Annotated in this window: 17 protein-coding genes; 8 read left to right on the top strand and 9 right to left on the bottom strand. The window is 37.9% G+C overall.

Translation table 11 applies throughout. The annotated features are described in order from the left end of the window. Positions 1-200 precede the first annotated feature (200 nt). The 7 genes from ispG to QUD79_RS03765 form a co-directional block, all read right to left on the bottom strand. Positions 201-1,316, bottom strand: a complete 1,116-nt coding sequence (gene ispG, locus QUD79_RS03795; RefSeq protein ID WP_184423533.1) for a flavodoxin-dependent (E)-4-hydroxy-3-methylbut-2-enyl-diphosphate synthase — start codon at positions 1,314-1,316, stop codon at positions 201-203. A gap of 36 nt (positions 1,317-1,352) precedes the next feature. Beyond that, a complete protein-coding gene (locus tag QUD79_RS03790) occupies positions 1,353-2,315 on the bottom strand; it encodes a RodZ domain-containing protein (protein WP_184423534.1) in 963 nt (320 codons plus the stop codon). Between the two features lie 2 nt (positions 2,316-2,317). Beyond that, the gene (pilW, locus tag QUD79_RS03785) at positions 2,318-3,613 is read right to left on the bottom strand and encodes a type IV pilus biogenesis/stability protein PilW (protein WP_246454905.1); all 1,296 of its coding nucleotides are present in this window, start codon (positions 3,611-3,613) and stop codon (positions 2,318-2,320) included. Between the two features lie 40 nt (positions 3,614-3,653). Beyond that, complete coding sequence (gene rlmN, locus QUD79_RS03780; RefSeq protein ID WP_184423536.1) at positions 3,654-4,817, bottom strand: dual-specificity RNA methyltransferase RlmN; 1,164 nt, start codon at positions 4,815-4,817, stop codon at positions 3,654-3,656. Between the two features lie 242 nt (positions 4,818-5,059). Further along, on the bottom strand, positions 5,060-5,491 hold the full coding sequence (gene ndk / locus QUD79_RS03775) for a nucleoside-diphosphate kinase (RefSeq protein WP_184423537.1): 432 nt from the start codon (positions 5,489-5,491) through the stop codon (positions 5,060-5,062). A gap of 110 nt (positions 5,492-5,601) precedes the next feature. Then, positions 5,602-6,519: a hypothetical protein gene (locus QUD79_RS03770; protein ID WP_184423538.1), complete on the bottom strand. Its 918-nt coding sequence runs from the start codon at positions 6,517-6,519 to the stop codon at positions 5,602-5,604. 164 nt (positions 6,520-6,683) lie between these two features. Continuing rightward, positions 6,684-8,867 carry a TonB-dependent hemoglobin/transferrin/lactoferrin family receptor gene (locus tag QUD79_RS03765; protein WP_184423539.1) on the bottom strand — a complete coding sequence of 728 codons (2,184 nt, stop codon included), beginning with the start codon at positions 8,865-8,867 and terminating at the stop codon, positions 6,684-6,686. A 271-nt stretch (positions 8,868-9,138) separates the two neighbouring features. Between QUD79_RS03765 and QUD79_RS03760 the strand changes: the two genes are divergently transcribed. From QUD79_RS03760 to QUD79_RS03745, 4 genes are all read left to right on the top strand, one after another. Beyond that, complete coding sequence (locus QUD79_RS03760; protein ID WP_184423540.1) at positions 9,139-9,678, top strand: MotA/TolQ/ExbB proton channel family protein; 540 nt, start codon at positions 9,139-9,141, stop codon at positions 9,676-9,678. After that, entirely contained in the window at positions 9,678-10,022 is a 345-nt protein-coding gene (locus tag QUD79_RS03755) for a DUF2149 domain-containing protein (RefSeq protein ID WP_184423541.1), read from the top strand. Before QUD79_RS03760 ends, QUD79_RS03755 begins: the two co-directional genes overlap by 1 nt. After that, on the top strand, positions 10,022-14,083 hold the full coding sequence (gene cobN, locus QUD79_RS03750; protein WP_184423542.1) for a cobaltochelatase subunit CobN: 4,062 nt from the start codon (positions 10,022-10,024) through the stop codon (positions 14,081-14,083). The genes QUD79_RS03755 and cobN overlap by 1 nt, the downstream gene beginning before the upstream one ends. Positions 14,084-14,285: 202 nt before the next feature. After that, positions 14,286-14,654: a PH domain-containing protein gene (locus QUD79_RS03745; protein ID WP_184423543.1), complete on the top strand. Its 369-nt coding sequence runs from the start codon at positions 14,286-14,288 to the stop codon at positions 14,652-14,654. A gap of 86 nt (positions 14,655-14,740) precedes the next feature. Here QUD79_RS03745 and QUD79_RS03740 read toward each other — a convergent pair whose 3' ends face one another. Continuing rightward, positions 14,741-16,432 (bottom strand): NAD-dependent malic enzyme, encoded by a 1,692-nt coding sequence (locus tag QUD79_RS03740; RefSeq protein WP_184423544.1) that lies wholly within the window; start codon positions 16,430-16,432, stop codon positions 14,741-14,743. A gap of 439 nt (positions 16,433-16,871) precedes the next feature. Between QUD79_RS03740 and QUD79_RS03735 the strand changes: the two genes are divergently transcribed. The 4 genes from QUD79_RS03735 to QUD79_RS03720 all read left to right on the top strand — a co-directional run bounded on the left by QUD79_RS03735 (position 16,872) and on the right by QUD79_RS03720 (position 22,699). Then, complete coding sequence (locus tag QUD79_RS03735) at positions 16,872-17,105, top strand: DUF2164 domain-containing protein (RefSeq protein WP_221435150.1); 234 nt, start codon at positions 16,872-16,874, stop codon at positions 17,103-17,105. 901 nt (positions 17,106-18,006) lie between these two features. Continuing rightward, complete coding sequence (locus tag QUD79_RS03730; protein WP_246454906.1) at positions 18,007-19,227, top strand: NnrS family protein; 1,221 nt, start codon at positions 18,007-18,009, stop codon at positions 19,225-19,227. 24 nt (positions 19,228-19,251) lie between these two features. Next, positions 19,252-20,205, top strand: coding sequence for a D-2-hydroxyacid dehydrogenase (locus QUD79_RS03725; protein ID WP_184423545.1), 954 nt, complete (start codon positions 19,252-19,254; stop codon positions 20,203-20,205). 106 nt (positions 20,206-20,311) lie between these two features. Then, positions 20,312-22,699 (top strand): Ig-like domain-containing protein, encoded by a 2,388-nt coding sequence (locus QUD79_RS03720; protein ID WP_184423546.1) that lies wholly within the window; start codon positions 20,312-20,314, stop codon positions 22,697-22,699. A gap of 158 nt (positions 22,700-22,857) precedes the next feature. Here the strand turns inward: QUD79_RS03720 and QUD79_RS03715 are convergent, their stop codons facing one another. After that, on the bottom strand, positions 22,858-24,219 hold the full coding sequence (locus QUD79_RS03715) for an NAD(P)/FAD-dependent oxidoreductase (protein ID WP_184423547.1): 1,362 nt from the start codon (positions 24,217-24,219) through the stop codon (positions 22,858-22,860). Positions 24,220-24,225: the final 6 nt, after the last annotated feature.

The following is a 24,225-nucleotide window of genomic DNA, read 5'->3' as shown; positions in this document are numbered from 1 at the left end:
TCTCTATTTAGTATCAGATTATTGTAGCGCAGCGCGCATTATAGGCAGATTCAGCCTAAACGTAAAATATAACTTTGCTTAGAGTCTGCTGTTCGTTCAGTTTATCTTTCTATTGCGCCAGCACAATCAATCAATATTTATTGCGATACCTTTTCCCTGTGTAGACACATTAATCTCAATTGATGGTATTTACATTGTTACTAGACTTCTTTTATATCAATTTTATTTTTTTGATCGAGTAACTTAGCTTTTGCACGGATACGCTGTTCTAGTTGGTCAACTAGATTATTATTATCGAAACGTTCTCTTTGTCTTATTCCATCCAAGTAAAAACCACTTTTCTTACTACTACCTGTTAGCCCAAGATCTGAAACAGTCGCCTCTCCCGGTCCATTTACAATACACCCAATAATCGAGACATCCATTGGTGTTAAAATATCTTCAACACGTTGCTCTAATTCATTAACCGTAGAGATAACATCAAACTCTTGGCGTGAACAACTGGGGCAAGCGATAAAGTTAATACCACGGCTTCTTAGCTTTAACGATTTTAAAATATCAAAACCAACTTTAATTTCTTCAACCGGATCAGCAGCCAATGAAACCCTCAAGGTATCACCAATGCCTTCAGCAAGTAATAACCCTAACCCAACTGATGACTTAACTGAACCTGAGCGTAAACCACCAGCTTCGGTAATGCCCAGATGAAGTGGGTTATCTATTTGTTTAGCAAGCAAACGATATGCGCCCACGGCAAGAAATACGTCTGAAGCTTTAACACTTACTTTAAAGTCGTGAAAATTTAAACGATCGAGAATTTCAACATGACGCATAGCTGATTCTAATAAGGCTTCTGCTGTTGGTTCAGTATATTTTTCTTGGATATCTTTTTCTAATGAGCCGCCATTGACCCCTATTCTGATTGGGATGTTTTTATCTCTAGCTGATGCAACAACTGCTTGCACTCGGTCTTCACGCCCAATATTTCCGGGATTTATCCGCAAACAATCAGCACCGTACTCTGCTACCTTTAAGGCAATTCGATAGTCAAAGTGAATATCGGCAACTAAAGGCGCATTAACTTGTTGTTTTATTAACTTAAACGCTTCTGCTGCATCCATAGTAGGAACACTGACTCTAACAATATCAGCACCCACTGCCTCTAATGCTTTTATTTGCTTTACAGTTGCTTCTACATCGGTAGTAAGGGTGTTTGTCATCGACTGAACGCTTATTGGCGCATTGCCGCCTACGGGGACATTGCCCACCATAATTTGGCGAGATATACGACGAACAATAGGAGATTCTTTAAACATAATTTCTCTTACATTAAACAATAGTCAAGGTTAGAATTATTCTAGTGGTAAGCTAAACTTAGCAATATTACCGCGATTAAATTGTGACATATCAACTGCAACACCATCATAAACAATGGTCACTAACTCTGGTTTACCTAAGGTAATAGAAAACGGCGCTTTACCACTAATATTCATTTCATAGCCTGCTTTTTTAATGCCCCAAGCAATTCGCTCTCCTGTGGCATCATAAATATTAACCCAGCAGTCACCAATAAAGTTAAAACTAACATCAACAGGGGAAGAAATTAACTCTGCAGCGTCTGTGTTATCAACTTCATTCAACGGCATTTCATCAAAAACCGCTTGTTCAGTTAACGTGTCAACATGGTCCTGTTCTTCAAGCGCCATTTCAGTTTCGTCTAACACTTGTTCGTCAGCTTTTTCTGGCAAAGTTTCAGTATCAATAAAATCTTCAGGAGTACCAGTTGCACCAAGTAATTCGCTCTGAGTTGGCTCACTCTCTGCCATCGTTAAGGTTTCTTCGTTTTTATGTGAGTTAGTATCGATAATGCTTAGTTCGCCATCTTGAAGCCACCACATTAGCGTTGAGCCAATCAAAATAGCTAAAATCAAATAACTCACCCACATTAAGCGGTTATTTTCAGCCTGCTTTTCTATTTGTTTTGAAAAGCTTTGCATGGCTGAACGCTGCATATCCACACCTTCAGTTTTTGCTGAAGATAATGCTTCGAAACTATCTAACACTTCCTGAACAGGAACGTTAACCAGCCTGGCATAATTTTTTAAGTAACCTCGATTAAAGGTGGCAGGCAAAGCAGTATTAAACTTATTTTCTTCTATTTCTTTCACCAAGGCTAAACGGAAGTTTAATTTATTAGCAACTTCCTGAAGTGATAAACCACATTTTTCACGCGCTTGACTAAGTAGTATTCCTGGCCCTAAAGGTTCAGGTTCAATTTCATCTGATGATTCAATAGTATTATCATTTTGGGTCATTATTAATTCTCTTGCGATTTCACCGCTTTGTTAGGGTTTGCGATATACAGCACCTGCCCTAAACTTAACACGCTCTTTCGGCTTATCTTATTCCAACGTTCAATAGCTTTCATATGAATATTATATTTTTTTGAGATAGAGAATAAGCTCTCTCCCTTTTGTACCACATGAATAGGTATTGTTAACATACGTTGATCATTGTTGTGCTTTTTTCTGTTTTCAACAGCATTGTCTGATGCTGTTATAGCAACTACCGCTGAAGAAACAACTTCTTTTTTCTGTTTGTCTAACTGGGTATTTTCTTCTACAGCTTTAGTTTCAGCCTGAGTTAACTGGATATTTGCTGCTGCTTTTTCAGTAACTTCACTATGACTAGCCGTCTTTTCTTTATCTACTAACGCAATACTAGTCTTCACCTTGTTTGGTTTCTTTGGTGAGAGCACCACAACACGTTTTTTGGGTTTATTATTTTCCGTAGAAGCTAGAAGGTACTCAGCCGCTAGTTGGTCGGCTTCAATAGTAGTGAGGCCATTAGTTAAGTATTGCTTAGCTTCATAAGATGCTGGAAACATTTTTACTAACATACTGGCGTAGTTTTTTGCGGTGCTGCGATTGTGTTGTTTTTCAAACACTTTAAACGCTAATGCTAGCGCATCAGGAGTAAAACGTCTGGTCGACTTTTCATAACGCTGAAAAAACGTTTGCGCGCTTTTATAATCTCCCTTTGCATACTGCAGTCGTACCATTTGCAATAACACTCTAGCGTTACTTGGACTGTGTAAGATTGCTTTTTCTAAATACGCTTCAGCTTGTTCAAATTGCTTTGCTTTTAATTGACAGATAGCCAAGTTTTGATAGCTTTGTGAAACTAATAAGTAACTTGGTACAGCAATAGCCTTTAAAAATTGTTTTTCAGATGCTTCATATTGCTCGTGCTTGCATAAAAATGCACCGTAGTTATTTAAAGTATCTGCATCATCACTTTGAATCGAAAGTGCCTTTTCATAAGACTCAATAGCAAGCTCTGGTTCTGAAACAGTATCGTAATAGTGAGCAAAAGCAGTATAAACTTGTACTAAATTTGGAGAAAAGCGTTTCGCTTTTTCTAGGTTCAACTTAGCTTGGGTTGTGTTACCCATTTTTAAATAACCTAAACCTAAAGAAATTCGCGTCATCGCTATTTCATTATTAGTCGACTCATTTTGCACCATAGGCTTACTGTCAGCGCCGTCAAAGCGTTGAGTTACACAGCCAGTAACAAAATTCAGGCACAGAAGACTTAATACAATTTTATTCAAATTTACCATGTTGCGCAGGCGTCACTTATTATAATTTTAGCTATCCTACTATTTTTACTGATATATTGTCAGCATTCACTTGTTTTTTTTCTGCAATACTTGCAGTACGCTTAGTACGATCAAGCACATCACCAGCTAATTGACCACATGCTGCATCAATATCATCGCCTCTTGTGCGACGAGTTATTACAGTAAGCCCATAACTTTGCAGCACTTTATCAAACCTATCAATACGAGAATTACTTGAACGTTTGTAAGGCGAGCCTGGATACGGATTAAACGGAATTAAATTGATTTTACTTGGTAAATCTTTTAACGCCAGCGCTAGCTCATGTGCTTGCTCAGTACTATCATTAACATGATCTAGCATAACATATTCAATTGTTGCTTGTTTATTCGCTTTTGAACCATCAATGTATCGACCGGCTGCCGCTAAAAACTCTTCCAAGGGGTACTTTTTATTAATCGGTACTAGTACGTCTCGTAGTTTATTATTAGGTGCGTGTATCGAAATAGCTAAAGCACAATCAATTTTTTCTTTTAACATATCTAACGCAGGTACAACACCTGAAGTGCTGACAGTAACACGTCGTTTAGAAAGGCCGTAGCCTAAGTCGTTCAACATAGTATCAAGGGCTGGGATCAAGTTTTTCATGTTTAAAAGTGGTTCACCCATCCCCATCATCACAATATTAGTGATTGGACGTTTGCCTGCAATACGGGTTGCGCCAATGTCATTTGCAACACGCCACACCTGACCAATTATTTCGCTCATTGATAAGTTACGATTAAACCCTTGTTGAGCAGTAGCACAGAAAGTACATTCCAGCGCACAGCCAACTTGTGAAGAAACACATAACGTTGCGCGATCATTTTCAGGGATCCATACTGTTTCAACTTCCTGTCCACCTTCAAGCTTTAATGCATACTTGATTGTGCCATCTTTCGATACTTGTTTTTCAGCAATTTCGGGCGCTTTAATTTCAGTATTACGCTGCAGCTTTTCACGCAACGCTTTATTAATATTTGTCATTTGCTCGAAGTCGTCATAACCAAAGTGATATATCCACTTCATTATTTGATCGGCACGAAACGGCTTTTCACCGATAGACGCAAAATATTCACGCATCATTTGATGGTCTAAGTTAAGTAGGTTAACTTTTTTAATCGTTTCAGGGGTTACCGTGGTTACAACGTCAGTCATGAAAAATTTCCAGTAGAGCAGATTCAAAGGGCCAAATTGTACACTTTTTGTTCACGTGTCACAATTTTGGCTAAATAAAGTTCTTCTAAATAATAAAGCGTAATATTCTCTTAACAACGAAAACATTATGCTTTGCTAAATAATGCGATAGAAATAACAAAAGGATTTTACTGTTAGCCAGCAAAATCCTTTCGATCTCATTTTAACAACAACCTTCAAATTTCGGTGAAGGTTGAACTTAATTAACGAGTGCGTGGGCAAATTTCGTCATCAGAGAAAAAATAAGCAATTTCACGAGCTGCAGACTCTAAAGCATCTGAACCGTGACAAGCGTTTTCATCAATTGAATCAGCGTAATCAGCACGTAATGTACCTGCTAAAGCATCGCTTGGGTTAGTTGCACCCATAATTTCACGGTTTTTAAGTACAGCGTTTTCACCTTCTAGTACTTGAACCATTACTGGGCCTGAAGTCATAAATTCAACTAAAGCACCAAAGAATGGGCGTTCGCTATGCTCAGCATAAAAGCCTTCTGCTTTCTCTTTTGATAAATGAACCATTTTTGAAGCAACAATTTTTAAGCCCGCTGTTTCAAAACGGTTATAAATTTGACCAATTACATTTTTTGCAACTGCGTCTGGTTTTACGATAGAAAAAGTACGTTCGATAGCCATGATAAGCCCTTTTAGATAATGAATTAATAATTCGGTAAAAATTTGGGCGCGATTATAGACTAATTAATGTTAAATGACTAATTTTATCATTTAACAAAAATGAATTGATGTTAATAACTGGTGTTAATAAATACCTGATTAAAAAGTCGCTTAAACAACGCTATATTGGAAGGTTGAACCCAGCCTATATGAGCATCAAAGTATGAGGGGTAGTTGTAAGCTTTTGACAGCGCTTTATTATACTCATTAATTATTTGCTGTCCTTGTTCTGTTTTACCACAAACAAGGTAACTGATTATGTATGGCTTCCCAACATTAATACCATAGCTGCTGACAGGTTCTGCAGACAGTGATTCTCCCGCATGATGAATAGATGTTGGATATTGAATAATTGCGTCTATCTTACTACTAAACAACATAGCAATTAATACAGTGCCTTTAGAGCTACCCTCAATTAAATATTTATTTTTATCAGGTATCAACTTTACTTCACGATCAATTTCACCACCAAATGAGCGCTGACCTTCTATTCCTAGAACAAATTCAGGGTGTTTTTTAAAAAACTGAACTAAGTCAATATCACTAGTATCCTCATTAATAGATTGAGTCGCATTAGGGCTTAAATACAGACGCGCACCTAAATACAATGTCTGAGGTTGACTATAGATAAGACGTTTTTCACGTTCAGGGCTTTTAATGATATTTCGAATACAGGTATTTGGATAATTATCCATATAATTTAAGGCATGATCAAAACTTGACGTTTTATAGGCAAAGTCAAAATTAGCTAAATGTTGTTTGACTAATTCAAAGGTTTTAGATTCAGTATTATTCTCTTTAACCTTAACATTTTGTACTTTAGAAAATCTTTCTATACTAAATATATTGACCAGTGGCTTATCTGCTGCAGAGACGGGTGATGCTATTGTTAAGAATAAAAACATGCTGAAAACGAGCTGAAAACCATTCGCTTTTAGTAGGCGACAAAGCCTAGTTAAATTTAGCCAGTAAAGTTGAATTTCAGACAAAAAAGTTCCTTAGACCTAACCTTGATTATAATATAATAGTACAATTTTAGCTTATCATACTAGAGTATATATCAAATTTTGTAATTCGTTCACGCTCTAAATAAAAAAACGACTTTCATCTACTGAAAGTCGTTATGCTAAAACACAATTAATTTGGGATTGGTTTAAAAGCTATAGTGTATATTAGCTGAAATAGTTCGGCCCGCTTCAGTGATATTATCTAAGCTTGCATTACTCGCATGACCTGCTCCATTAATATAACGAACAAACTTTTTATTGGTTAAATTATTGGCTGCTACATTGAATTTTAAATCATCATTTAGTTCATAACTCATTAAAAGATCTAGCGTGCCATAGCCTGCAACTTCAATATTGTTAACATTAACTTTGTCCATTCTTTTTGCCCAGTTAACAATAAGTTCAGCAGATAAATCCTCTTGCTCAAAGGCAACGCCAGCAACACCAGAGAGTGGTGTAATGCTTGTGATATATTCGTCAGTTTCATCATTTTTACCATCTTGATACGCTGCGTTGGCAAATATTGAGAAAATATCATTTAAATAATAACGACCCGCAACTTCAATCCCTTTTGTGGTTACTGAATCAATATTCTGATACTGATACACTAATACTTGCGCTTCTTCTCCTGAATAAGGGTTAGTGCTAGTTTCAATATCAATTAATGCTGTTGATAAAAACTTTTCGTATTCGTTGTAATAAATAGCCGCACTAAAGAAAAAGTTACTAACTTGCCCTCTCAGTCCAATTTCATAAGCATCGCTTTCTTCTGGCGACAAGTCATCGCTAGGTACAATTTTATAACCATAAATAGAATTATCATGGTCAATATAGGCTAAATCATAAGCGGGCACCTTAAAGCCTTGTCCGTATTGTGCAAAAAGTGCAACGCTATCATTTATTCTATATAACGCACCTAAGTTAAATGAGAGGTTATTCTGATCAAACTTTTTGTAAGCTTCACCATTTTCTTTAGTAGCGTTGTTCGGGTCCATATCGTAGGTATCAAAGCGCGCGCCAGGTGTAACAGTTAATTGCCCATTTAATAAGGTTATCTCGTCGTTAACATAAAAACCGGCACGAGATACTTCTGTTTTAGGAAATTTATCAGCAGTTTGTGGATAACCATTTTTAGGTGTACCTTCAACCGCATATAATTTAACTTCAGTTCGCTTTGATTCAGACTTTTCTATATCAAGTCCATAACCTAAGGTATGTGTAGTGTTAATGTTTAAGCTCGCATTAGAAAGAAAACCTTGCGTTTCTTGTTGGTAAACTGACGTTTTCCACATATCTCTTAGCTCAATTACGGGAAAACCAAAGTTTGCATTAATATCTAATTGGCCATATTCAACATTTTCCTGAGTGGTTTTATTCTGATATATCGATATGTTTAACTGGTCATAAAATGGGGTTGCACTTTCTGAATGATAACGTAGTTGAAACGATTTATTTTTTTTGTCACCTGTGCTCGATTCTTTAACAATATCGTATCCATCAAGCGTTCTGAAATAATCTAATAAGCCATAAGCAGTATTACCGACAACTTCCTGATCCCATATATCAGCAGAAAAGCTAAAGAAGTCGTTTGCATTAATAGTGTATTTCGCGTTATAAAAATAACTGGTTGAGTCAATATCAAGCTCAGGTTTTGTTTCATCAAAGTTTTGCGATTCTTCACCATCTCTCATGGCAATATTGACTAAATGCTCAATATCTCCAGTGGCTAACGCGAGTGTTGTGCCAATAGACTGTTGCTTACCTTGCTCGCTATAACCAAGCTTTATCTTACCTGCAAATTTTTCACCATCAACTAAATAATCTGATGCAGATTTAGTGGAAAAAACAACAATACCACCTAGAGCATCTGAGCCGTACAGCGATGATGCTGCCCCTTTTGCTACCTCTACTTGCTTTAATATGTCGGTTTCAATAAAGCCACGGCCAACAATATCATTTAAGCCATCTGCACCATAGCCCTCGTTCATTCTCATACCATCTTTGATCATTAAAATGCGATCACCCCCCATACCACGAACAACAAAGTTTTGTGCATCGCCAGTATTACCACTTATTTGAATACTAGGGTCATATTTAAATAATTGGTTCATGTCTGTGGTTACTTGCTTTTCAAGATCTTCCTGGGTGATCACAGAAATACTTCCAGCAACATCTCTTAACGGTTTTTCGGTTTTAGTACCACTAACAACTATCACTTCAAAGTCTGTATTAACCGTATTATCTTCAATATTATTAGCGAGTGATATTGTTGGCATTACCAACGCTGATAATATAGCACTTGCTAAAATAGTGCGTTTTTTCATCCACATTTTTATTTCCTAATCTAAAAGTAATGCCTACCGCTTACTAATGAAAACATACTGGGGGGAATGTTTAACCATTAATAACATCAGCGGCTTGGCATTGTTTGGGCTTTAATTTATTCCAATTATCATTGGCTTCTAATCAATCTATTTTTACTTTACATAAAAAAAAATAATATGTAAACACAAATGATAATAGTTATCATTAGTATTCCTTGTGTTATTGATTTTCAGAATGTAAACTTCTTTTCGCTGAAATTAATGAGGATACAAAAACGTGAATATACAATTTTTAGAAATAACCATGGCTCAAGCTTCTAAACTACTAATGGCTCCTGTCATTGTATTAATTTGTGCTTTAGTTATTTATGCGCTTTATGCTTTGGGGCAGTTCGCCTCGCAATGGCTTATAAGAAAAAAATCTCGAACCCTTTATACTCGAGCAATATCACAAGCTGACAAAACACCAGCTACGGTTCATGACGGCTATCCAATTCATAATTACTTTATTAAAAACCCACACGCTAGCGACGATGAATTAGAAGTTGTCGCCTTAAAGCAACTTGAAACACTCAGAATAGTTACAAGAATTGCACCAATGCTAGGTTTGATAGCAACAATGATCCCCATGGGACCTGCACTACAAGCGCTAGCCGATGGCAACATTCAAGGCATCAGTGAAAACTTAATTATTGCTTTTGCGGCAGTTATTTGGGGATTAGTTATCTCATCAATCACTTTTTGGCCAGCATCTGTTAAAAAACGTTGGTGCGCTAACGAACTCATCAACATTAGAAAGTTAAAAGGTCTGAAGTAATGCGATTTTTAGATGACGACGAAGAGCTAAACCCGATCGTAAGCGCTGTAAATTTAGTTGATGTTTTCTTAGTAATAATCGCTGCTTTATTAATTGCACTTGCTCAAAACCCCTTAAATGTGTTCTCGAGTGATGATGTCACCGTGGTAAAAAATGCAGGCAAGCCAAACATGGAAGTAATCATAAAAAAAGGCAAAGAAATCAAGCAATACAAATCAACTGGCGATATTGGCTCGGGTGAAGGAATGCGCGCTGGTGTTGCTTATAAGATGGCTGATGGCAGCTTTGTTTACGTACCTGAAGATGACAAAGAAGGTAGCTCAGCTACAACGAGTAACAAATAATGATAACAATAAAAAAACATTTCAAGATACTGCTAAACACAATAGCCTCAAATTTTACTATTAGCACTTTGCTCATTAGTATTTTCACTAGTAGTTTAGCTTTCAGTGCTAACCAAGCAACTGAGCCCGCAAATACAGCATCAGCAACCAAACCCAAAATATTATTGATGATGTCTTCACATGCATCAAAGCCTAAAGGTGATTTACTGCAAAAACTAGCAAAAGATCAACCATTCGAATTAGTGATCTACTCCACTAAAGGAAAATCTGAAGACGAAATTAACCTCGCTTGGTCACAAGCTAAACTCATGATGCTAGACGGTATTAACCCTGCACTTTCAAAATTTATGTTTAAAAAGTATCAAGATAAAATTAAACAGTTTCCTCAAGTTGCGGTTATTTCATTAGGCGACTTGTCAAATGAACACATGAACCATGGTTTACCCCGCGAGCAACACGAGGCTATTGGCAGTTATTATCAAAATGCAGGTGATCACAATTACCGTAATATGATGCTTTACCTAAGCAGCAACTTTTTAAAATTAACTGATGAAACAGTAAACCCGCCAGTTATTACACCTAACGTAGGCCTTTACCATTACGATTATAAGAACCAAGTAACTGATGACGAAGACAGTTTTTTTACTTTTTTAAACGCTACCAAAAACCAACCTATTATTGCGATAGGTATTCACCGTAGTGTAATTGACTATCAACAGCAGCAAATTGTTGATGCAATGATCAAAGGGCTTGAAGCTAAAGGCGCAAAAGCATTTGGATATTTTTTCGAAGGTGAAGATCAGGCATTAAACTATACCGACTTACTCATGACGGATAACGACAAAGTTGCTAAACCACGCGTTGACTTATTAATTAACTATCGGTCACTGCATTTTGTTGAGAAGCGACGAGCAGAATTTGAAAAAATTGGTGTTCCTGTCTTGCATGCATTAAATTATACCGAAGGAAGCCAAACAGAATTTGAACAAGACAATGCTGGAATTTCACCATCATTAACACCTTTCTTTTTAGTGATGCCTGAAGATACCGGCAGTGCCGATCCTACTATAATTGCTGCCAACCTTGATGGCGTTAAAAAGGTTATTCCCTATCAATTGAATGCGTTAGTTGAGCGCGCTTATAACTACGCAAACTTGGCCCACATTAACAATAAAGATAAGAAAGTGGCTACCTTTATCTGGAACTACCCCCCTGGTGAAAAAAATATTGGTGCCGCTTTTTTAGATGTGCCTGCCTCTATTGAAAATATTGTTAAAGCAATGAAAGAAAAAGGCTATCAAGTAAACCTAAAGTCAAATGAAGCCATAATTGAGTCTGCCGGCAAACTATTACGACCTTATTATCGAGGGGAAGATGCCGAAGCATTAATCGAACAAGACTTAGCTGAATATATGCCATTAAGTACATACTTAGCTTGGTTTAACAGCTTGCCTGAATCTGTTACCAACCCAATTACCGAACGCTGGGGCAAACCTGAAGATAGCGCTATGCTAAGAGACACAACTTTCCATGGTGAAGCAATAAAAGCCTTTGTTATTCCGCGCATGAATTTAGGCAATATGATCGTATTACCACAAGGTGTGCGCGGTGAAAATGCAAAAGAGCATGCGAACCTTTATCACAGTACTAAAACACCAATTAACCACAGTTACTTGGCTATCTATTTATTTGCCCGTGAAACCTTTAAAGCGGATGCATACATTCATTTAGGTACACATGGCAGTCAAGAATGGTTAACAGGAAAAGAACGTGGTTTATCGGTTTACGACGCACCTAGCTTGGCATTAGGAAATTTACCTGTATTTTATCCATACATTATCGATAATGTTGGTGAAGCGATGCAAGCCAAACGACGTGGAAGAGCGACTATGATCAGCCATTTAACGCCCGGTTTCGCTAAAGCAGGACTCTATACCGAAATTGCTGAATTAAATGAAAAAATAACCAACTATTTAATGCTAGCAGAAGGAAAAACTAAGACAAACACTCAAACAGAAATTATCAATGTTGCAGAAAGTCTTAGCATTCTTAAAGATCTCTCATTAGACAAAAATACACTTTCAAACGAGTTTGATCGTTATATTGATAAAATTCACGACCACTTAAATACGCTTGCGCAAATGAGCCAACCCCTTGGCATTCATACTTTTGGCGAGCTACCAAAAACAGAGCACCTCTATACAACCATTTTGCAAATGTTAGGCGACAACTTCACCGACCGAGCTGCTACGTACGAACAAACACATCAATTAACATTACCTGACGCTCAACATTTTGATCAACGTAATGTCCGTAATCTTGAAGCACTTGAAGGTTATCAACTGCTTAAAAGATATCTTAATGAACCTAAGTCATTAACCGATCTCGATGATTTACTAACTGCAGATTTAAGCCTAGCTAAACGCTATTGGGATAATTTTCACGGAATTGCTGAAACCAGTAATTTATTATCTGCATTAGAAGCAAATTATATTCCTGTGAGCTACGGCGGTGATCCTATCCGAAACCCTGACGCCGCACCTACAGGAAGAAACCTTATTGGTTTCAACCCAGCAAAAGTACCTTCAAAAGAAGCTTACGATGCTGGCGTTACCTTAATGGATCAAACTATTGCGGCATATGTTGAAAAACATGGAAAGTATCCTGAAAAATTAGCATTCTCTTTATGGTCACTTGAAACTATGCGCCATCAAGGTGCATTAGAAGCTCAGATATTACATGCCTTAGGATTAAAGCCTAAATGGAATAAACAAGGTAATGTTATCGATACAGAAGTGATCCCTTACAGCGAGTTAAAAAGGCCTCGTATAGACGTTGTCATCTCGGCAACCGGTTTATATCGTGATGCATTTCCAAACGTTATGTTATGGCTTGCTAAAGCGATTGATAAAGTGGCCAAAATGAAAGAAGACAATAACTTTGTTTATCGTAATGCCAGTGCATTAAAAAGTGAACTGCTCGCCCAAGGGAAAAGCGCTGAAGACGCTAACTATTTATCGTCTATTCGTATTTTTTCTAATGAGACTGGCAACTATGGAACAGGCTTAGCTGCGGGTTCATTAGCCTCTGATACTTGGGAAACTGACGATAAACTCGCTAACCTATACTTAGATAGAATGGGCTTTGCCTACGGTCATGATGAAAAGCGTTGGAGTGAAAACGTCAGTGAAACCTTCGGTGAAGAAGGTGGCGGTTTATACAGCAAAGTATTATCGGGTACTGATGGCGTTATTTTTTCACGCTCTACTAATTTATACGCCCTTATGACTAATGACGACCCTTTTCAGTACTTTGGCGGTATTGGTTTAGCTGTTCGGCATTTAGACGGTAAAACGCCTGAAATGTTTGTCTCTAACCTGCGAAAGAAAGATCAGCTGAAAGCGCAAACCTTAGATCAGTTTGTTAACCAAGAAATGCGCAGCCGTTATTTTCATCCGCGGTGGATTAAAGCAATGCAAGACTCTGGTTATGCTGGCGCCACTGCAATACTTGATCGAATGAATAACATGTGGGGCTGGGAAGTAATGACCCCAGACGCGATACGTGACGACCAATGGCAAGAATTTTTTGAAGTTTATGTAGAAGATAAATACGAAATGGACATGCGTGAATTTTTTGAAAAACATAATGCAGAAAGTTTAGCACAAATTATTGAACGTATGCTTGAAGCCGTTCGTAAAGGCTACTGGAAGGCGGATGAAAACACCATAAAAAAAATGGTAGAAACTTACACAGAAATCGCTTCAGAATTTGACGTTGTAACTGATAACGAAAAGTTTAATCAATACATGGACAGCACCGCTGCAGGATTTGGTTTAATGCCATTATCTCAAGCTTTGGCACAAGCCCTTGCCCAACCTGTAACACCGCCCACAACCCTCGCCAAGCAAACACAACAAGTACAAGGACAAAAACTTGAAGAACAAGCTAAAACGGAACAAACCGATACAGATTACACCCTGCTATATCTAATGTTCGGAATTTTTACTTTAGGGTTTATGAGTAATAGAGTGATTAAGCCTAGCATAACCATGCTGTAAACGGTAAATAGCCTACCCTTAGCCCAAGTACAACTTGAGTTAAGGGTTAACATAGCATTAAGGTTATCAAACCTCAGCCAGAGTATATGGGGTTTATAATTATGTGATTTTAATGATAAGTTTAACGACTATATAATACCAATCTCACTAACTAGGTGATCATTTCTACTGGTTAAGATAATGAAGTACAGCGGAGTAACTTATGATAGATTTTAACAACAAAGGTTTTTTTAAGCTCAAGCAAAACCTTGAATACGCAGACAAAGTAACAGAATTACTGCTAGAGAATGAACAAATAATTGATGCCTATAAATCAATGCGCGATGGTGTGGTATTTACCAATAAACGTATTATTGCTGTGAATGTACAAGGGCTTACCGGTAGTAAAAAAGACTTTACTTCTTTGCCGTATAAAAACATTGTAGCTTATTCCGTTGAAACTTCAGGTACATTTGATCTTGACTCAGAGCTAGAAATTTACTTTTCATCTTTAGGGCAAGTTAGGTTTGAATTTACAGGGCAAACAGCATTACTTGAAATATCTAAAATAATATCTGAGCATCTACTTTAACCTTCAAGGTTTGAATAACGCATCAATCTACAACGGTAGATTGGTGCGATAACAATAAACAGCAACATCGGCATCGATGAAGATATTTAAATACTAATTCGGCGATATTCTCTGTAAGCTGGGCTCCAAAAATTTTGCTCTATTTTCTCTAGTAGCATTTCATCACTAATTTCTAATGCTAAATTTTGTTCAAAGGCAACTTTAGCAATTGCAAAAGCAATTTGCTTACTTAAATTTGCAATTTCAGTTAATGGGGGTAATAAGTCACCTGTTCCGGTATTAGCTAGTGGCGAAGCTTTAGCAAGAGTTTCGCTGGCAACCATTAACATTTCATCGGTAATTCGATTGATGTTAGCGGATACAACACCTAAACCAATCCCCGGAAAGATATAACTATTATTACACTGAACTACATTATACATTTTGCCTTTATGTTCAATTGAATCAAACGGACTACCTGTAGCCACAATAACTTCGCCATCGGTCCAGTGTATCACTTGCTCAGGTGTTGCTTCTACTTGTCTTACCGGATTACTCAATGGAAAAATTATCGGCAATTCGCAGTGAGCTTTCATCGTTTTAATGACTTCCTCAGTAAATAAACCAGCTACACCAGAAACACCAATTAAAATATCTGGTTTAGCTTCTCTTACAACTTCTAAAAGTGTTGCATAATCGCCTGATATTTCCCAGTTGCCTAATGCACTCGCTTTTTGTACCAGAGCTTGCTGGAAGTCACGTAAGCCTACCATGCCCTCAGTTAATAGTCCGAAACGATCGATCATATACACTTGGCTACGCGCTTGTTCAGGCGTAGCCCCTTCTTTGATCATTTGAGCAATAATTTGCTCAGCAATACCGCAACCTGCCGACCCACTACCAACAAACACCACCTTTTGTTGAGATAATAATGCACCTTTACTACGACAAGCCGCTAATAAAGTACCAACACTGACAGAAGCTGTGCCTTGTATATCATCATTAAAACAACATATTTCATCACGATAACGCGCAAGCAAAGGCATGGCATTAGGTTGAGCAAAATCTTCAAATTGTAACATTACATGCGGCCAACGACGCTTAACCGCATTAATAAACATGTCCAAAAATTCATCATATTGTTCTTGCTCTATGCGTTTATGACGCCAACCCATATACATAGGATCGTTTAATAGTTTTTCGTTATTAGTACCAACATCAAGCATTACTGGCAGACTGTACGCAGGACTAATACCACCACAAGCGGTATAAAGTGACAACTTACCAATAGGAATACCCATACCTCCTATACCTTGATCACCCAGCCCTAAAATGCGCTCACCATCAGTAACAACAATAATTTTAACTTTATTTTTAGTTGCGTTTCGTAAAATATCATCAAGGTTATGGCGTTCAGCATAAGAGATAAATAAGCCGCGAGAACTACGATAAATATCAGAGAACTGTTCGCAGGCATCTCCCACCGTTGGGGTGTAAATGATAGGCATCATTTCAGTAATATGTGCTTGAATTAATTTAAAAAATAGGGTTTCGTTATTGTCTTGAATAGCACGTAAGTAAATATGCTTATTTAAATTAGTTTCAAAACTACTGTACTGCATATAAGCACGTTCAACTTGTTCCTCGATAGATTCATAACGAGGAGGTAGCAAGCCCATTAAATTAAAACTTTGCCTCTCTCTTGCCGTAAAGGCACTGCCTTTATTTAAAAGAGGTGTTTCTAGAAGTGTTGGACCAGCATAAGGAATATAAAGAGGGCGTTTAATGTCAGTAGTCATAAAGGTGTATTTACTTCGCTATCGATTCTATGAATGTTAAAAATTCATCAGGTGAATAATTTAGAACCAGTATAGACGAACTAGAGCCTGCAAAAAAGTAAATCTCTATCATTAATAGATATGACAGATTAAAGTGGTTTTTTACCCAAAAAAATTAATAAAATTTGCCTTTGCTAAAAAATCAGATGAAACCAAAGTGCATCAACTATGAACATTAGCACTAACCATAAGATTAATAGTCTAGCTCTTCGGCAAAATTGACAATCGGTGTGCCACAATTTTTCTAATGTTTTTTTCAAAGCTAGATGCCATTGAGTGAAAAAAGGTGAATAATAACGATAATTTATCATATTCATCTATGCCCAGACTACTTTAACAGAAATGAGAAGCCATATTCATATCAAAGTAGCATAGATATAAACGGAGCATTATTATTACTATGGATTTTTCACCAGAGAAAAAAGAAGAATTAATTACTAAACTACAGCATTACTTTTCTAGGGAGCTAGACCTCGAACTAGCACAATTTGACGCAGACTTTTTACTCGACTTTATTTGCAAAGAATTAGGTGGGCATTTTTATAACCAAGGCTTATATGATACCCAAGCACTATTATCACAACGCTTAGAAGTTATTACTGACGATTTATTTCAATTAGAAAAGCCAACATAACCCAAACTTATACCAGTTTCATTAATTAAGCGACCTACTTTATACGCAAGAAAAACAATCAAATACAAGACCAACCTATAAACATTACAAAACATACCAACACCCTTTAGGTCGGCCTTTAGGCCGTCAATTACAGCTGATGGGCTGAAGCCCAGCCTACAAAAAAAATAACAAATATAAGACCAACCTATAAACATTACAAAACATACCAACACCCTGTAGGTCAGCCTTTAGGCCGTCAATTACAGCTGATGGGCTGAAGCCCAACCTACAAAAAAATATGACAAATATACGACCAACCTACAAACATTACAAAACATACCAACACCCTGTAGGTCGGCCTTTAGGCCGTCAATAACAGCTGATGGGCTGAAGCCCAACCTACAAAAAAATATGACAAATATACGACCAACCCACAAACATTACAAAACATACCAACACCCTGTAGGTCGGCCTTTAGGCCGTCAATTACAGCTGATGGGCTGAAGCCCAACCTACAAAAAAATATGACAAATATACGACCAACCCACAAACATTACAAAACATACCAACACCCTGTAGGTCGGCCTTTAGGCCGTCAATAACAGCTGATGGGCTGAAGCCCAACCTACAAAAAAATATGACAAATATACGACCAACCCACAAACATTACAAAACATACCAACACCCTGTAGGTCGGCCTTTAGGCCTTCAATTACAGCTGGTGGGCTTATCGGTAATTGCTCCTACATTAACCTACTACCGCCATCCATGGCGACAAAGCCCAACCTACATAAAGGTGATACTTTTTCTTAATATCTAACCTATGAAACTAAGTTAAGGTTAGCTAATAACAGACAATGATCTTTGATCTAAATCGTACCAATTTATTATAATAAGTCTTATCATAAGCACAAATCTTTTGAGTCTAGTAGCCATGATGCAAATTACCGATCTTAAACAAGAACAAAAAACGCCCCCGTTGTTACGCTTAGGTTTCCGTCCTTTCTTTTTATTCGGCAGCATATTTGCCGTATTTTCAATACTGGTGTGGATACTATTTTTAGACGGTAGTGTTACCTTTTCGCCTTTTGGTGGTTCATTTTGGTGGCATATTCATGAAATGCTATTTGGTTTTTTTATTGCCATTATTGCCGGCTTTCTTTTAACCGCTGTGCAAAACTGGACTGGCATGCCCGGTGTCAAAGGGAAAACACTGTTATTGTTAGTTGTTATTTGGGCATTTGGGCGTTTGGTTATGTTCGTGCCAGAGTTATTAGGACAAACTATATCATCTATTATCGATATAAGCTTTTTACCACTAGTTGCTTTTATTTTAGCTAAACCTATTTGGGCAATAAAACAGTATCGCAATTTATTTTTTGTTCCCTTGCTCATCCTATTTTCACTTATAAACATACAAATGCATATAGTGGTATACTCTCCTGAGTTAGTGACACTCAAGTCTTCAGGCTATGCTGGTGTAATGATGATCACCTTCTTAATTTCGGTTATGGCTGGTCGAGTAACACCAATGTTTACCGCAAATGGTACTAAAACAGCAAAAGCGAGCCCTAGCCCTGTGTTAGACAAACTAGCCAACGGTTCAATTGCCGTCTTAGGTTTACTACTCATACTCACTCCTTTTTTCTCAGTAAATACAACAGTATTTGGTGTGATTGCTATATTTGCAGGTATAGCACAATTGTCACGTCAGTTTAAATGGCGCCCATGGATTACCTTTAACGTTGCCTTATTGTGGTCATTGCATAGTGGCATTTTACTATTAGGTATTGGTTTAATCGTACTAGGTGCAAGTTATATAGTTGGCGGTTTAGCGCTAAATCATGCGTGGCACTTACTCACTATTGGGGCAATGGCAACAACTGTGCTTGCTATGATTGCTCGCGTATCGTTAGGGCACACAGGGCGAGCATTAGTACCACCTAAATTAATGTCAGTTGCTTTTATTGGGCTTATTATTTCAGCGCTTGTTCGTACATTTGCACCATGGTTATGGCCCGAGCACTACACGCTAATGATTAATATTGCTGGCTACACTTGGATTGCTGCATTCATGATATTTGTGTTCTTTTATGGCCCCATGATGCTTACACCTAGAGTTGATGGCCGCCCAGGCTAACATAACACGTAAGGAGAGTTTGCCGTGCACGCAGTTTTTTTAGATCAACACACCTTCAGTGAGCAAGTGTCCTTTACTGTCATTGAAGCACAAGTTGATCAATTTACCGGCTACCCACTTACCAACACAGAGCAGGTGCTAGCCCATTGCCAAAATGCCGAGGTAGTAATTACTAATAAAGTGGTACTGACCAAAGAAATACTTTGCCAGCTGCCAAAACTATCACTTATTTGTATTGCTGCCACAGGCACTAATAATGTTGACTTACTTGCTGCCAAAGCCCAAGGCATAGCGGTTGCAAATGTTAGTGGTTACTCTACCCCCTCTGTTACCCAGTATGTTTTTTCTCAAATATTGGCCCACTTTAGTAACATTTCTCAGCATCATAACAATGTTGCACAAGGAAAGTGGCAGCAACATCATTCATTTTGCTATCACGGCATTGGCAGTACTGAAATTGCAGGTAAAACACTTGCCATTATTGGTTATGGTGCATTAGGAAAAAGTGTTGCCAAAGTCGCACAAGCTTTTGGTATGAAAGTCATTGTTGCCGAGCGACCTAAAGCAGCAAAAATTCGTGACAACAGAGTAAGCTTTACCTGTGCACTAAAACAAGCAGATATTGTTTCATTACACTGTCCTGAAAATGAAGACACTATCAACTTAATCAACAGTGAATCACTTGCGCTGATGAAGCCGACAGCTATGTTAGTAAACACGGCTAGAGGCGCTATTATCAATAATATGGCTTTAGTTAATGCGCTAAAAAACAAACAAATAGCCTATGCTGCTTTAGATGTATTAGATCAAGAGCCTCCGCGGCCAAATCACCCTTTATTACAACCAAATATACCCAATTTATCTATTACAGCTCATATTGCTTGGGCGAGCTTTGAATCACAGCAGCGCTTACTCGACTTAGTCGCTAGCAATATTGCCAATTACAAAGTAGGTAAAGCAGTTAATCGTATTATTTAAGGCGCGCTTTTCCTATTATCAAGTTTTCTATGATATTCATAGACTTTTAGCTATTAGCCTTTTATGATTTAAGACATTATTGAAATAAATTTTTAAGAGAAAATAGATGAAAAAGCTTTGTTTTATCTTCGTTTTTACTTGCATTGCACTAATTACAGGTTGTAATGGTAGTTCAGGCGAAAACACAACTGTAGACGGTGATAAAGCCGTTGTCGCTTACTTGCAACTATCCATTCTCAATGCAAACAATCAAGTTCAAAATAGCTTTGATCAACAAAGCACGATAACCCTTCAGGCAAAAGTGCTTGATGATAAGAATTTACCTATTAGTAATCGGCGGGTTAACTTTAGTGCTGACTTAGGCCTACTTTCCACATCTTCAGCCTTAACCAATAGTGAAGGTATTGCAGCAATCACTATAACCAACCCTGAGTCTATCTTAAGTGCAGGTACTGCATCTGCCAGCATAGAGGCACTTAACGACACTATCGACTATGAATTTATTGACAATAACCCCACGGCAGGCACACCCAACTTGTCGATAAAAATGACAGTAGATGGAAGTGCCAATAACCAATTTAACACCGATAACACAGCAACAATTAGCGTTACACTCACTGATAATAACAACCAACCTATTGCAGGTGAGTTAGTGACTTTTACCGCTGACATTGGCCAGTTAGAGGCAACCTCTGCACTTACAAATGATAATGGTTTGGCATCAGTAAGCTTATTAAGTGATGGTATAATAGGTGCAGGAGTAGTCATAGCCGCCCTACAAGAAAACAGTGACGTTAGCGCTCGAATGAATTACGCAATAATTGCTGCCGATACTACAACTGAAGGTAATATTCGTATTGGTTATCTTGATGATAATGGTGACTTTACTGAAGGAGAAGTAGCAACGTCAATTGCTAATAACACCATTAGCGCCGGCGGCACATTAGGTGTTCATGTAGATCTAGTTGATAGCAATAATCAACGTATTAACTCTCCAACCCCTGTTACCTTTACATCAAATTGTGTCAGTAACAGCAATGCAACAATTGATGAAACCGTTATAACCATCAGGGGGAAAGCAAGCGCTACATTTGAAGATATAAATTGTGCCGGTGTAAGTGGTACCGACGATGTAATTGTTGCTTCTATTAACAACAACACCAATATTGCTTCGCAAGTGATAAGTATTCAAGGCGAACAATTAGGCTCAATAGAGTTTGTCTCTTCAAGCCCTAACACTATTGTATTAAAAGGTAGCGGTGGCCAAGAAACGTCAACATTAACTTTTCTTGTAAAAAGTGAAATAGGGAATGTCATACCTCAACAAAATGTGAAGTTTAGTTTAGACACTAGTGTTGGTGGCATAAGTTTAAGTCGCACTGAAGGCTTAACCAATAGCCAAGGTCTCATTACTACACAAGTAGTTGCTGGTACTACACCAACGGTTGTAAGAGTTACAGCTACCGCAACAATGACAAATAGCAATACCACCATTCAAACACAATCGAGCGAATTATCAATAAATACCGGTTTACCAGAGCAAAGTAGCTTTACTATTGCAGCCAGTATCCTCAACCCTGAAGCAAGTACGATTGGTGAAAAGTCAGTGATTACCGCATGGTTAGCTGATAGTTTTAATAACCCAGTTGCAGACGGAACAGATATTAACTTTACCACCGAAGGCGGCAGTATAGAGGCTACTTGTCAAACATTAGGCGGAAGTTGCTCAGTAGAGTGGACCTCAACGGGTGCATTATTTGATGATCATCGAAGCACAATTTTAGCGACGGCCTCAGGCCACGAAACCTTTTTTGACACTAATGGCAATAACACTTTTGATGAAAATGATGGCGCTGCCATAACCAATGATGCAGTTTCCTCAGGCTTTGGTCGTCAATCGCCGTTGGCCTCTGGCTTTGTTGATATGTCAGAAGCATGGCGAGATGATAATGAAAATCAAATCAAAGACGCCAATGAAGTTATTTTTATTGATGATAATGGCGATGGTAGCTTTAACGCACCAGACGGTAAATTTAATGGTCCACAATGCAGTGGAAGCTTGTGTAATGCTAGCGCTAAAAAATCAACGCTACGTAAGGCTTTAGTATTAATTATGTCGAGTGCGCACAACCCTAGTTATATTTTATCAAGTGCAGATGAAGCAACCACCTATCAAAGCTCTGCAGGTGTTAACAGTAATTTACCGCAAGTAGCAGACGGTACCACATTAACGTTAAAGTTTCGATTTGCTGATAGCGCCTTACAAACATTACCATTAGGCACAACAATTTCAGTATCACTTGAGGGTGGCACATTAAAAGGCACAACGAGCTATACTGTTGGCAACACCAATGCCAGTGGTTATCAAGCGATGTTATTTGCTATTGAAAATGAAGCCGGCAATGCCCCTCAAACAGGGCAGTTACTCATTTCAATTGAAACACCAAACACCGCAGCAAACATAGTGGTTAATAAAGCAGTACCTTTACCTTAAGTTTCCAATTAATACATAAAAATTAAAAGGCCAAGTTAATCAATTAACTTGGCCTTTAAGTTTTTCGCCATGAAATTATGCCGCAGCAAATAAAGTGTAGTTATACCAAACAAATCGCTGTAAAAATGCACTGCAAAGATCAACAGCCCTAATACAGGTTAAAACCACTGGTCTTTAATTTTACCATAATGAAAAAATCCCCACTGCCCCACACGCCTTAAAGGCGCAAATGGAAAGGTAGGTAAGGCTTTATTATAAAGCGGTAAATCAGGCACTGTTTTACCTGCTACTTTTTCTGCTAACCTTTTACCTGCTTGCACAGAGAAAGATACACCACTTCCGCAATACCCCATCGAATAAAACACATTGTTTTGTTGATTTTGATATATATGAGGTAAGTCATCCAATGCCATGCAAATCCAACCTGACCACGCATACGCGATATTAACTGCCTGTAAAGCGGGGAAACTAGTTTTTAATACTGACAACAAACGGTTTGCATAATAAGGATCTTCAGCCGATTTTCCGGTAATTGCGCCTCGTCCACCAAATAATATCCTATTATCAGGTAACTTACGGTAGTAGTACTTTAACTCTCGTGTATCCATTACCACATTATTAGTTAAAAAATTGCTCGCGGCAATTTGCTCATCAGACAATGGTTCGGTCACAATAATTTGTGATAATACAGGGAGAGTTTTATTAGTAATTAATGGGTGAAATCCCTTGGGAGTATAACCATTTGTTGCAATAACAACTTTATCGGCAGTAACAATACCATTAGGGGTAACTAATCTATGCTGAGCTGAGGGTCTAGTTTTGTTTGAGCCACTTTGTGTTAACCAGTGTTCAACGGGGGAACCTGTATGTATTTGTACGCCGGCATTTCTAGCAAAGGTTTGATATCCCCAAGCGAGCTTTAAAGGGTTTAAGCCAAAACCATCTTGATAACGGATAGCACCAAAAGCATTTTTATCCGCCATGTACTCTTGATGTAATTGTTCTCGCGATAATATTTGAACATCATAGTTAAACATTTTTTGTTGAAGCTTAGCTAAAGTAACTAAGTCATTAAACTTATTAGCTTTATGCGCAACCTTTATATAACCTAAAGCTTGAGGATCACAATCTATCCCTTCAGCAATTAGCGAATTAACCGTCGAAACACCTGAAGCCATTTCATTGTAAATACCGCGCATTACCTCTTCACCCCATTGCTTTTGCATGGTGGTAAAAGATTTACGTCCAGACGATTTTAAAATAAAGCCTGCATTTCGACCACTACAACCCCAAGCGGTTTGATTAGCTTCAAGTACATGCGCTTTAATACCATGCTCTCTTGCAAGATGCAGTGCACATGAAAGCCCTGTGTAGCCGGCACCAATAATAGCAACATCAACCGTTATATCTTGAGTAATAGGTCCATCGTCTGAGGGTGCAGTGCCTGATGTTTCAGCCCAATAACTATTTGGGTAAGGTTGAAAACAACCTGGAGATTTATCATGGAGCGGATCGTACATAAAATA

The sequence above is a fragment of the Thalassotalea piscium genome, from assembly GCF_030295935.1.
Classification (GTDB): domain Bacteria; phylum Pseudomonadota; class Gammaproteobacteria; order Enterobacterales; family Alteromonadaceae; genus Thalassotalea_B; species Thalassotalea_B piscium.
This window is presented reverse-complemented; position numbering and strand designations above follow the sequence as displayed.